Here is a 12301-nt window from a genome sequence, read left to right on the forward strand (position 1 = left end):
CGCCGATGTATAATTCAAAATTTTTATGATATTATGCGTTTGTATGAATGCTCCTCCGATAAAGCCCGAATTTCTGTTGTTAGGATTGGGGCCAATATTTGTGCTCTTTATTGTCGGCGAATATTTTTTCAGTCGAAAAAATCATCCTGAGCGCTTTGATTTAAAAGACATGGCGAATAACGCTGCGCTATCTTTGCTTCAACAAGGAGCCGAATTCTTTTTTCTTTTTATCAATTGGCTTTTCGTTGTGACACTTTACACAAATCTCTACGGGCGTGGTCTGCATCTTGTCCCGGAAAATATCAGTGCGCTGTGGTTTGTGGTGCTTTTTGTTGCGCAGGATTTTCTTTACTATTGGTTTCATCGCATAAGCCACAGAGTCCGCTGGTTTTGGTCAGCCCACGTGGCGCACCACTCTTCTGAATATCTGAACTTTTCCACGGCCCTTCGCCAAAGTGTGCTTTATCCATTCACAGGCATGTGGATTTTCTGGCTGCCGCTGGCCTATTTGGGATTCAGTCCGGAGTGGATCACGTTTATCGTTTCACTGAACTTAGCCTACCAATTTTTCGTACACACGCAGCTTGTAAAATCCTTAGGTCCGTTAGAATGGATTTTAAATACGCCAAGCCATCACCGCGTGCACCACGCAAAGAATCCACAGTATATCGATAAGAACTATGCTGGAGCATTGATTATTTGGGATAAAATGTTTGGAACATTTGTTCCTGAAGAAGAAGCCTGCGTTTATGGCATTACAAAAAAAGTAAACTATCGAAATCCGTTTGAGTCGAATATGCGTGAGTTCATTGATATGTGCAGAGGAGCGCAAAGAGCTTCTGGATTAAAAAAGAAGCTCAAGCATTTTTTTGGCCCGCCCGAGTGGGACGGGAAGGACTAAGCCGTTGTCTCCGCAAGCTTACGTTTCAAAATCTTTCCACTATCCCCTTTAGGTAAAGACGGCAAAAATACAAAATGTTTTGGAATTTTAAATTTCGCTAAATTTTGTAGACAGTGATTATGAAGTTCATCCGCTGTTAAAGACGTATTGCCAGCGACAACAAAAGCTTTGCCGACTTCGCCCCATTTATCATCAGGAACACCAATCACAGCCGCTTCAAGAACTTGCGGATGTTTGCGCAAGATTTGTTCTACCTCTGGCGGATAAACATTTTCTCCGCCAGAAATGAACATGTCTTTCTTGCGACCAACGACATAGAAATAACCTTCAGAGTCGCGACGAACGAGGTCCCCCGTGTAAAGCCAACCCTCTTTGATCGTCTCTTGAGTCGCTTTTTCGTTGTGCCAGTAACCTTGCATGCACATTGGCCCGCGCAAAACGAGTTCACCGACTTCATCGTCGCCCAGTTCACGGCCGTCGTTATCAACGACCTTCGCTTCGATATAGAAATTAGGAAAACCAATGGAGCCAATTTTGCGAAGAGCGTCTTCTTCGTTTAAAGAAAACACATTCGGTCCAAACTCTGTGAGTCCATATCCTTGGCGAATCGGAATGCCTTTTTTATCCCAAACTTTAATAAGTTCAATCGGCATTGGTTCGCCACCGACGATGGCATAACGAACACTCTGTAAATTCGTTTTTTCAAAAATCGCAGAGCGCGCCATCATGTCCATCGTTGTAGGAACGCCAAACATAATCGTCGCTTTTTCTTGCTCGCTCAGACTTAAAATCTGCTCAGCATCGAATTTTTTTAAGAACACAACCTTCGCACCACGATGGATGAACGGAGTTGTCAGAACATTCCAGCCGCCCGTGTGAAAGAACGGAAGGAAAATCACGGTGCAATCGGATTGCGAGATATTCAGTCGGAATGTCGTATTGATCGAATTCCAAAAAAGCATTTTATACGTGAGGATCGCGCCCTTTGGAGAGCCCGTCGTGCCTGACGTATAAAGAATCATCACCGGATCCGTTTCTTGAACATTGAATTTGTATTCAGAAGCTTTCGTTGTTTCAAGTTTTGTCGCGAAACTGTTTTCGCCTTGCAAAAGAAGTTTTGCCGGGTTCACAGTCTTTGGAAGGTTCTCAACGATTTCACGATAAGGCTCTTGGAACAAAATCAATTTCGGAGACGAATCCGTCATGATGTGATCCACCTCACGTTGAGTGAGGCGGAAGTTCACTGGCACCATGATGGCGCCGAGTCTCTGTAAGGCAAAGAACAAAAACACATATTCAAGTTCATTCGTTGCAAGAACGGCCACGCGGTCGCCCTTGCAGATGCCGAACTCTTTATGCAGAAGATGAGCGCCACGATTGGCTAAATCAAAAAGTTTAGCGTAAGAAAATTCACGGCCCGTCTCGCCATCTTTAATAGCGATATTATTCGGAGAATAAAGTTTCCAGCGTTTTAGCCAATCAAGTTCCATAAATCACCCTCGGTTATGTGTCGTATCCCCACTCTAGGGCGAGAGCAGCCATGCTCATACCACCGCCAGAACCCAACATAAAGACCAAATCACCTTTTTTCATTTTCTTCTGGTTGGCTGCGTCCGCAACGGCCATACCGATAGAAGCAGAACCCGTGTAGCCATAGCGATCCATAATGTAATGAGCGCGATCGCGAGGAAGTTCTAATTTATCCAAAGTTTCATAAATGCTTTGCACGTTAAACTGAGTGATAAAGAAATGTTTGATGTCTTGAGGCTTTTTATTCAGACGATCTAGCAAAATCCCCGTCAAACGCGGCCAGTGAATGCCGTTGGTCTCTGGCGGAATGCGTTTTGGGAATGCCAGCAAGTGACCTTTGTTTTCAATCACACTGTGAGTGACAGGTTGTGCAGAACCTCCGGCATAAATCCCCATGTAGTCATGGTATTGGCCGTCAGTATACATTTGGCTGTCGATAAATCCTGTGCCGTCTTTAGAAGGCTGAAGGATTACGGCGCCCGCGCCATCGGCAAACAACGAAGCGATTTTGTAATCGTCGAAGTTCAAATACTTACTCATGGCATACGCACCAACAACCAACACGTTTTTATATTTGCTGTCTGCTGCGATATATTTAGAAGCGATATCACAACCGACAACAAAACCCGCACACGCTGTATTGATGTCATAAGTTCCCGCGTTCACCGCTCCCATGCGATAGGCAACAACAGACGCTGTGGAAGGGGAGAGATAATCAGGCGTGTCTGTAGAGACAATAATAAGATCAAGATCTTTTGCAGTGATACCTGCTTTTTTCATCGCTTCTTCCGCAGCAGGAATGATGAGATCTGAAGTGCGTTGACCTTCCGTCATCCAACGGCGTTCACGGATATTTCTTTGTTCGCTTAAGAAAGTTCCGATGTCTTTTTTGTAAAGATCATTGAAATATTGGTTGGAAATGACTCGCTCAGGCGCGTACATTCCGGTTCCTACGATTGTCGCTTTTTGTTTGTTCATCGTTATATTTCCTTTAAGATTTCGCTAATCTACAAAGCATTTTTCTGCTTTTGGCAAGAAAAGAAATATTGAGTATTTGCTCTATTCACAGAGCGAAAAAGTCCGATTTCCTTTGACGAACCCAGGGCTTGTCGGGGTAAGCCCGTTGTATGAAAAATATTAATTTCGATTTTAAAAATAAAAATGCCATCGTTACTGGAGGAGCTTCCGGTATCGGTTTTCAAATCACACAAAACTTTTTAGAAGCCGGTGGAAATGTTTCTATCTGGGATTATTCTGAACAAGCTTTGCAAAACGCGAAAAAAGAATTTTCTAAATTCGGCGCGCAAGTTCACATTGCCCAAGTCGATGTGACAAATCGTGATTCCGTTGCAAAAGCAGCGGCTTCTCTTCCATGGGCTGTGGATATTCTTGTGAACAACGCTGGTATCACTCGCGATAAATCTTTTGCGAAGATGGCACCTGAAGATTGGGATGCAGTTATCAGCACAAACTTGACAGGTCTTTTTAACGTTACAAAAACGTTATTGGAAAAATTCAACGCCTCTTCTAACAGCAAGCGTATCATCAATATTTCTTCTGTTGTGGGTCTTTACGGTAACTTCGGTCAAACGAATTACGCCGCTGCAAAATCAGGCGTGATCGGTATGACTAAAACTTGGGGCAAAGAATTGGGTCGCAAAGGCTTTACTTCTAATGCGATCGCTCCAGGCTTCATTAGAACAGCGATGACAAATGCAATGCCTAAAGAAGTTATCGACTCTATGGCTGCCAAAGTTCCCGTGGCTCGTCTTGGGGAAACTGAAGATATTGCAAACGCATGTTTATTCTTGGCAAGTGAACAGGCTGGCTATATTAACGGCGCAGTCATCAGCGTCGACGGCGGTATTGTTCTATAAAATTCTTTAGGGGGAATTTTTATGAAATCTTTGATCCTGGCTACTTTGGTTGTTTGCTCCGGTTTGTTCGTTTCGATGGAGTCTCTCGCGAAAGCAGAAGCCTTTAAAGGTTTCGTGGCAATTTCTCCGCAAAAAGAATTGTATGTTGATTATGTGCCTGCTGAAGGGCAGAAGCCGACGGTCATTTTGATCAACGGTCTTACCTACAGCACTCGTCAATGGGATGACTTCACAGAGGCTCTTGTTGCAAAAGGCATTGGTGTTTTCCGTTATGATCCGATTGGACAAGGGCAAACACTTTTAAAGTATGCGCCTATTTTGGAAGTGATTCCTTTCCAGAATCAAGTTCAAGATTTGAAGGCACTTTTAACTAAAATGAATTTTAAAGGCCCTTTTAATTTAGTTGGGCTATCATACGGTGGCGGCATAGCCGCAGGCTTTGCCGCTGCTTATCCAAACCTTGTGAAGAATCTGGTCATGATGGCGCCGTTCACGCGTCCTCTTGATGGCACAGATAATTGGATCAAGGCGCAGATCTGGGCGACTCGTCAGATTTTCCCGTTCAACAAAATGTCAGACGATGATTTGTACGATTATTATCTTCACCAAATCGTGTATGCGACATATCCGCAAGCAGAGCCGATTGTTTTAGAAAATCCGTTCAAGCTTGAGGCGACATATCGTTTGGTGCAGGGGATTCGCAAGGCTCGTCCTATCGATCAAACAGCCTCTATTCCTGCGCGCGCATTGCATTTGATGATCGCTCGTCAAGATCAGTACATCAACACAAGCGTTCTTGATGAATACTGGGATGCGGTTCCGATGGAAGCTCGCGCGAGCCGTCTTTATATCAACGGTTCTGAGCACAAAATGGTGGAAGCAGTTCCTAATTTCACAGCGGCTTGGGTTTATGAAATCGTGACAGGAAACAAAAAACTTTTCAAAGGTCAGGATTTCGAAGGTTATCCATTCCGTGGTGAAGTTCGCTCTGGAAATGACGAAATCAAGGTGGGTCGCGAATGATTCACTTTGAAGTCAAAGAAGGTTTAGTTCCTGAAGATGTTTTCTTTATTCACGGAAATCTTTCTTCGAATCGTTGGTGGTATCCTTCTGAAGAGATTTGGAAAAAGGGTGCTGCTGGCAAAGACTATAAAGGGGCTTTGATCTATGCAGAGTTTCGCGGTTGCGGTAAGAGCACGCCTCCTAAAGACGCGAGCGAAGTGAATTTGCACACTTTTGCTGATGACTTTATTTCTGTGATCAAAAAATCAGGCCGTGGTCCGATGCATGTTGTTGGACATTCCACCGGGGGTCTAATTGCAGCTTTGATGATGGCCAAAGAACCTGGTCTTTTTAAGAAGGCCGTTTTGCTGGACCCTGTCGGAGCGCAAGGTGTTACGTTTGATCGCTCGATGATTGCGGCTTTTGAACAGATGAAGCAAGACAAGAATCTGACAGCGGCAGTGATCGGCTCTACGATTCATAATAATAATCCTGAGACGGATTTCTTTAAACAAGTTGTTGTAGAAGATGCGTTTCACGCCGTGAAAACGGTCGGCCACTGGGTCCTTGAAGCCCTTGATGGGCTTGATATTCGCGCAGATATGAAAAAAGTGAACAATGAAGTTCTGGTTCTTCACGGCGAACACGACAAACTCTTGTCGATGGATGAATCGAAGGCTTTGGCGAGTCTTTTTTCTCGAGGAAAATTTCAGGTTATTGAAGGTCAAGGCCACTGCGCCAACGTGGAATCTCCTGAAAAGTTTGTGAACATCACTCGCGGTTATCTTTTCTAACTCCTCTTGGCGCCTAGCGTCGCAATTAAGTATCTCGACGGTGTCGGCGTAATTAGTTGCCGACACTCGGGTTTTACGTTAGTTAGAACAATACATTACAATATTGTGACAAAACTATTTTGCGTCCCCTAGGGAGTGCCAACCTATGTCTGAAAATAGAGATGAATATAATCGCGCTGGTTTGATTGCATTTGCTTTCTCCATGGCGTTTTGCCTTGCCTTCTTCTTCTACCTTGTTGTTGTGAACAAGGGTGTGGATCTTGCGGAAAACGTAGTTGATCCAAATGCACCAGTTGCTGAGGGAGCGGCGCCGGCTTTCGATATCACTCAAGTAAAAGAACCTTGGGTTTCTACTCCTGAGCTTGTTGCTTACGGTGAAAAGCTTTTCAAAACAAACTGCGCTATGTGCCACGGTGAAAAAGGTCTCGGTGACGGTGCTGCCGGTGCAGCTTTGAACCCAAAACCTCGTAACCTTGTTGAAGGTAAGTGGACTCAAGGTGAAGGCGTGATTGCTCACTTTAAAGTTCTTCAGAACGGTATCAAAGGTTCTTCAATGGCTTCTTACGCTCACTTCAAGCCGGCAGACCGTTGGGCCCTTGTATGGTACATCGATTCTATCACTAACAATAAATCTAAAGACGATCCTGCTAAAGTTGCTGAGTTTGCAAAAACAGCACAATAATTAGGGATTTAAAATGCGAAACAGTAAGCTTGTTTTGAAAATGAAAACAATGGGAACGGCTCTCTCTGCAGTCGTTCTCGTTTTGTTTTCATTGAATGCGCAAGCTTATGACGGACAACCTGCGCCGATGGTCGCTAACGAGCAACCGAAGGAGCTTGCGGGTGTCGGCATTGATGAAAAGCTTGGTGGAAAAATCGATCTTTCATTGAAAGTGAAAGATGATAACGGCCAAGAAGTGACTTTGGGTTCTTTCTTCGATGGCAAACACCCCGTGATTCTTTCTCCGGTTTATTTCTCTTGCCCAGGTCTTTGCAATTTCCATTTGAACGGTCTGACAGACGCTTTGCGATTGATGGACCAAAATTGGACGGTAGGAAAGAAGTATAAAATTCTTTCTGTGAGTTTTGACTCAAAAGAGACTCCTGACTTGGCTGCCAAGAAAAAAGAGACTTACATGAAGCTGTATGAGCGCCCGGAGGCCGCACAAGGCTGGCACTTTATCACAGCAGATGAGGCGACAGTTCAAACGCTGACGAAGTCTTTGGGATTTAAATTTAAGTGGGACGAAAAAGCTCAAGAGTGGGCACACGCTTCTGCGGCTGTGATCATCACTCCTGACGGAACGATCTCACGTTATTTGCCGGGGATTATGTTTAATCCTCAGGACATTAAGCTTGCGTTGAACGAAGCGGCCGATGGAAAGATCGGAAGTTTCGTTGAGCACTTGGTGCTTTATTGTTTTAAGTATGACCCACAACAGAGCAAGTACACTCTAGCGGCCTTCAATGTGATGAAGATCGGTGGAGCGCTGATGGTTCTGGTGATGGTTTTATGGTTATTGCCGATTTACATCCGCTCTCGCAGAGTGAAGACCAAGTCGGCGGGGAGATAAAAGTACATGATGTGGTTTAATTTAGCGAAGGCCCAATCCTTCATGCCCACACAAGGAACTGAGATTGCTAAGCAGGTAGATAATCTCTATGGTTTCTTGTTGATCACAAGCTTCATTGCCTGCGTTCTTGTTATTGGTGGGATGATCTACTTCGTTTGGAAGTATCGTCGTAAAACTCCGGATGACAAAACTGCCTATATCTCTCACAACACTTTCTTGGAGTTCTTGTGGTCTTTCATTCCACTTGTGATCTTCCTCGCAGTGTTTGCTTGGGGTTGGTACATCTATCACGACATGCGCACAATGCCGAAGAACGCTCTAGAAATTAACGTTCTTGGTAAACAATGGGCGTGGGAGATCGAATACAAAAACGGTTACAAGACTGTGAACGAAGTTGTTGTTCCGATCGGACAAGACGTAAAACTTCTTTTGACTTCGAACGACGTGATCCACTCTTTCTTCGTTCCGTCTTTCCGTATTAAACAAGACGCCGTTCCGGGCCGTTACACAGCCTTGTGGTTCCGCGCGGATAAATTGGGTGACTTCCACATCTTCTGTACTGAGTACTGCGGAACTTCTCACTCGGGCATGATCGGTAAGTTGAAAGTTGTTTCTCGCGAAGACTTCGACAAATACCTAGAGCAAGGCCAAGAAGAAAGAAATCTTCCTCTTTCTAAAAAAGGTGAAAAACTTTTTGCGGTGAAAGCCTGTGCTTCTTGCCACTCTGTTGATTCTCCTGCGGTTAAAGTCGGTCCTTCTCTGTTCAAGAAATTCGGAACAGAAGAGACGATCGATGACGGTGCAAAAATCATGGTGGATGAAAACTACATCCGCGAATCGATTCTTGAGCCGAACAAACATATCGTAAAAGGTTTCCCTAAAGGTGTTATGCCAACATTCCAGGGTCAGTTAAACGAAAATGAACTCAGCGCGCTTGTTGAGTACATCAAGGAATTGAAATAAGGAGCGCACCTATGGCTACAAATTCAGCTCATCACGGTGACAACTATATTAATCACGAAAAAGGCCTCTGGTCTTGGTTAACAACTGTTGACCATAAACGTATCGGCCTTATGTACATGATCACGGTTATGTTCTTCTTCCTTGTAGGTGGAATCATGGCCTTGCTTCTTCGTTTGGAACTTTTCGCTCCAAATACAGCAGCAAATGTGGGTCAAGTTTTGAAAAACGGCGACGTTTACAACCAAGTCCTTACATATCACGGCGCGATCATGGTCTTCATGGTTATCGTTCCTGGTATCCCGGCGATCTTGGGTAACTTCTTCTTGCCTCTGCACATCGGAGCAAAAGACGTGGCCTTCCCGAAAATCAACTTGGCAAGCTGGTACTGCTTCATGGCGGGTGCGGCTCTTGCGATTTTGACTTTCTTCTTTAAGAAAATCGATACAGGTTGGACGTTCTATACGCCTTACTCAATCAGAACAGGAACTGCGACGGTGATGATGGTACTTGGTGCCTTCATCATGGGTATGTCTTCTGTATTGACGGGTTTGAACTTCATCGTCACAGTTCACAAGCTAAGAGCTCCGGGCATGACAATGCACAGAATGCCTTTGTTCGTGTGGGCGCTTTACTCAACAGCGATCTTGCAATTGTTGGCAACGCCAGTTCTTGCGATCACGTTGTTGTTGTTGGCCGCTGAAAAATTGTTCGGTGTCGGTATCTTCGATCCGGCATTGGGCGGTGACCCGGTGTTGTTCCAACACTTCTTCTGGTTCTATTCGCATCCTGCGGTTTACATCATGATCATCCCTGCGATGGGTGTTGTGTCTGAATTGATCACAACGTTCTCTCGCAAAGTGATCTTCGGTTACACGGCGATTGCATACTCTTCACTAGGTATTGCAGCGGTTTCCTTCTTCGTTTGGGGTCACCACATGTTCGTATCTGGTCAGTCAGCAACGGCGGGTATCTTGTTCTCTTTCATCACGATGCTGGTGGGTGTTCCAACGGCGATTAAGATGTTCAACTGGGTAGCAACTTTGTACAAAGGCTCTGTGTCTTTTGATTCTCCAATGTTGTTTGCCTTGGGCTTCTTGTTCTTGTTCGCGATCGGTGGTGTGACAGGTATCATGCTTGCGACTCTTCCAATCGACGTTCATTTCCACGATACATACTTCGTCGTAGCTCACTTCCACTACGTAATGGTGGGTGGTACTTTGATGGCGTTGATGGGTGGTTTCTACTACTGGTTCCCGAAAATGTTCGGAAAGATGTTCAACGAAACGACAGCGCGTTTGTCTTTCGTGTTTATCTTCATCGGTTTCAACGTGACGTTCTTCCCTCAATTCATCTTGGGTGCGATGGGTATGCCACGTCGTTACTTCGATTACATTCCGGCTTACGAAACTTTGAATAAGGTTTCAACTGTCGGATCTTGGTTGATTCTAACTGGCTTCTTGTTCGGTCTTTGGACGATCGTACAAGGGATCAGAAAAGGTGAGAAGGCTCCAATGAATCCTTGGAGATCTAAAACGTTGGAGTGGCAAACAGCTTCTCCTCCTCCTCACGATAACTTTGCGGTTGAACCGATTGTAACAGCGGGGCCATATGAGTACAGATAACATTAAGCACACCCATTCAGCTCACGTTTCGCACCACTTTAAAGATGCGAACCAAGAGTACGATGCTGGTAAACAAGGAATTTGGTTGTTCATGGTCACTGAGATCCTCATGTTCGGAGCGGTCTTGGTGGGTTATGCGATCTTCCACAACATCTATCCTGAGATGTTTGCTGAGGGCGCTAAATCTTTGGATTGGAAGTTGGGATTCGTGAACACTCTTGTTCTGATCTTCTCTTCTTTCACAATGGCGATTTCGATTTCCTTCATCCAGAAGAATCAAACGAAGAATGCAGCGATCGCTTTGGCGACAACAGTATTCTGTGGCGCGATCTTCATGTGCATTAAGTACTTCGAATACACGCATAAGTTCCACTTGGGTCTTTACCCAGGGCACTTCTTGGATGTAGCGAAAGTTCACCCAGAGCATGCAAACCTTGGTATGTACTTTGGTTTCTACTATGCGATGACGGGTCTTCACGGTATCCACGTGTTGATCGGTATGGGTTTGATCACTTGGCTTTTGATCAGAACAATCCGCGGCGATTTCCACTCTCAATACTGGTTGCCTGTAGAAGGTGTCGGTATTTTCTGGCACATCGTCGACTTGATCTGGATCTTCCTGTTCCCTCTTCTCTATTTGGTGGGGTAATCAATGGCGAATCATAACTCAAACAACGAAGCTAACGTTCTTCATCCGCACATCACACCGATGTCGACTTACCTTAAAGTCGCAGGTGCTTTGTTCGGTTTGACTTTCTTGACGGTGATCGCGCATCACTTCAACGCGCAATTGGGTGCTTTTGCGGCTCCCATCGCGTTCTTGATCGCGGCTATTAAGGCGACATTCGTATTGTTGTATTTCATGCACTTGAAAGACGACACAAATATGAATCGCGCGATCTTCGCGACTGGTTTCTTCTTCCTAATCGTTCTTCTCCTCTTTAGCGTTGTGGACATCGTTACACGCGTTGTTGAGGTAAGTCCTCTATAAGACCGTGTTAAGAATTTACGCGGATCTTACTAAGTTTGGCATAGTCGTGTTCTCGGTCCTTGCGGGATTGGCCGGCTATGCCACTGGTTTTCAAATTGAACAAACTTTTGACTGGAAAATCTTTCTTGAGACCTTAGCAGGGATTTATTTCTTAAGCTCGGGGTCTTTGGCTTTGAATCAGGTTCAAGAGTGGAAGCTCGATCAACAAATGCCTCGCACAGCAAAACGTCCGATTGCCGCTGGAAAAATCAAACCAGCTGCCGCGGGCATTTTGGCCGTGAGCTTTATCGTTGTCGGTTTGAATTTCCTTTTCACCCTTCAACCTGTTGCGGGTTGGGTGGGGCTGTTCTGCGTTTTTCTTTATAACATTGCTTATACCATGTTTTGGAAAAGACGTTGGGTATTCGCAGCAGTTCCAGGTGCAATTCCGGGTGCCTTGCCTGTGACTATCGGATACGCGGTTGCGAATCCTGATATTTTTAATCCTGAATCTTTGTATTTATTCTTGATCATGTTCTTGTGGCAGATGCCGCACTTCTGGATTTTGGCGATTAAGTTCAAAGATGACTACGCCAAAGGCGGAATTCCAACTTTGCCAGTGGCTTTAGGAATGGAAAGAACTCTTTTCCATGTCGGTCTTTATACATTCGTGTATGTGGGAGTTGCGTTGGCGGCTCCGATGTTTGTGCATGCAAGTTGGATGTTCATCCTTCTAACATTCCCATTCTGTTTTAAAGTCATGCAGGAATTTTATCGTTACTACAAATCCAACGGCACAGAACGCTGGTTGGCTTTTTTCATGTGGCTCAATATTTCGATGCTTGTTTTCATCACGATTCCCGTGATCGATAAATGGAATTTCCTTTTCATCCATTCTAATTAGGTGCTCTCGCCAGGGCTGAGATCCTTGATTCGCTTTGCCCGGGATTTTTAGTCCCGACCTTAGTCCTATGTTGCTTGTTGGAATTTAGGTTGCGGCAAAGTTTTAAAGAGCTTTTAGCTTTGCGACAATCGTCAAGATGAGAAGTATAATTATCAGAGAAGCTT

Annotated in this window: 13 protein-coding genes; 11 read left to right on the plus strand and 2 right to left on the minus strand. The window is 44.8% G+C overall.

Features of this window, described 5'->3' with window-relative positions; genetic code table 11:
• The first annotated feature begins 43 nt into the window (after positions 1 to 43).
• Positions 44 to 901 (plus strand): sterol desaturase family protein, encoded by an 858-nt coding sequence (locus ACLSSO_RS01250; RefSeq protein WP_413943823.1) that lies wholly within the window; start codon positions 44 to 46, stop codon positions 899 to 901.
• Here the strand turns inward: ACLSSO_RS01250 and ACLSSO_RS01255 are convergent.
• Together ACLSSO_RS01255 and ACLSSO_RS01260 are read right to left on the minus strand one after the other, a co-directional pair.
• Positions 898 to 2391: an acyl-CoA synthetase gene (locus ACLSSO_RS01255; protein WP_413943824.1), complete on the minus strand. Its 1494-nt coding sequence runs from the start codon at positions 2389 to 2391 to the stop codon at positions 898 to 900. The two genes, ACLSSO_RS01250 and ACLSSO_RS01255, sit on opposite strands and share 4 nt — an antisense overlap.
• Before the next feature lie 13 nt (positions 2392 to 2404).
• Positions 2405 to 3409 carry a ketoacyl-ACP synthase III gene (locus tag ACLSSO_RS01260; protein ID WP_413943825.1) on the minus strand — a complete coding sequence of 335 codons (1005 nt, stop codon included), beginning with the start codon at positions 3407 to 3409 and terminating at the stop codon, positions 2405 to 2407.
• Positions 3410 to 3558: 149 nt separating this feature from the next.
• Between ACLSSO_RS01260 and fabG the strand changes: the two genes are divergently transcribed.
• The 10 genes from fabG (at position 3559) to ACLSSO_RS01310 (ending at position 12137) form a co-directional block, all read left to right on the plus strand.
• Positions 3559 to 4308, plus strand: a complete 750-nt coding sequence (fabG, locus tag ACLSSO_RS01265; protein WP_295898764.1) for a 3-oxoacyl-ACP reductase FabG — start codon at positions 3559 to 3561, stop codon at positions 4306 to 4308.
• A 21-nt stretch (positions 4309 to 4329) separates the two neighbouring features.
• The gene (locus tag ACLSSO_RS01270) at positions 4330 to 5331 is read left to right on the plus strand and encodes an alpha/beta hydrolase (RefSeq protein WP_413943826.1); all 1002 of its coding nucleotides are present in this window, start codon (positions 4330 to 4332) and stop codon (positions 5329 to 5331) included.
• On the plus strand, positions 5328 to 6104 hold the full coding sequence (locus ACLSSO_RS01275; RefSeq protein ID WP_295898755.1) for an alpha/beta fold hydrolase: 777 nt from the start codon (positions 5328 to 5330) through the stop codon (positions 6102 to 6104). The genes ACLSSO_RS01270 and ACLSSO_RS01275 overlap by 4 nt, the downstream gene beginning before the upstream one ends.
• Before the next feature lie 145 nt (positions 6105 to 6249).
• The gene (locus tag ACLSSO_RS01280) at positions 6250 to 6786 is read left to right on the plus strand and encodes a c-type cytochrome (protein WP_295898753.1); all 537 of its coding nucleotides are present in this window, start codon (positions 6250 to 6252) and stop codon (positions 6784 to 6786) included.
• Between the two features lie 13 nt (positions 6787 to 6799).
• Entirely contained in the window at positions 6800 to 7678 is an 879-nt protein-coding gene (locus tag ACLSSO_RS01285; RefSeq protein WP_295898750.1) for an SCO family protein, read from the plus strand.
• Between the two features lie 6 nt (positions 7679 to 7684).
• Positions 7685 to 8641, plus strand: coding sequence for a cytochrome c oxidase subunit II (gene coxB, locus ACLSSO_RS01290; RefSeq protein WP_295898748.1), 957 nt, complete (start codon positions 7685 to 7687; stop codon positions 8639 to 8641).
• A gap of 11 nt (positions 8642 to 8652) precedes the next feature.
• Positions 8653 to 10263 carry a cytochrome c oxidase subunit I gene (gene ctaD, locus ACLSSO_RS01295; protein WP_413943827.1) on the plus strand — a complete coding sequence of 537 codons (1611 nt, stop codon included), beginning with the start codon at positions 8653 to 8655 and terminating at the stop codon, positions 10261 to 10263.
• Complete coding sequence (locus ACLSSO_RS01300; RefSeq protein WP_295898745.1) at positions 10250 to 10912, plus strand: cytochrome c oxidase subunit 3 family protein; 663 nt, start codon at positions 10250 to 10252, stop codon at positions 10910 to 10912. The genes ctaD and ACLSSO_RS01300 overlap by 14 nt, the downstream gene beginning before the upstream one ends.
• A gap of 3 nt (positions 10913 to 10915) precedes the next feature.
• Entirely contained in the window at positions 10916 to 11254 is a 339-nt protein-coding gene (locus tag ACLSSO_RS01305; RefSeq protein WP_295898742.1) for a cytochrome C oxidase subunit IV family protein, read from the plus strand.
• Between the two features lie 4 nt (positions 11255 to 11258).
• Positions 11259 to 12137 (plus strand): protoheme IX farnesyltransferase, encoded by an 879-nt coding sequence (locus ACLSSO_RS01310; RefSeq protein WP_413943828.1) that lies wholly within the window; start codon positions 11259 to 11261, stop codon positions 12135 to 12137.
• Positions 12138 to 12301: the final 164 nt, after the last annotated feature.

The organism is Bdellovibrio sp. HCB-162 (assembly GCF_047344985.1).
Classification (GTDB): Bacteria; Bdellovibrionota; Bdellovibrionia; order Bdellovibrionales; family Bdellovibrionaceae; genus Bdellovibrio.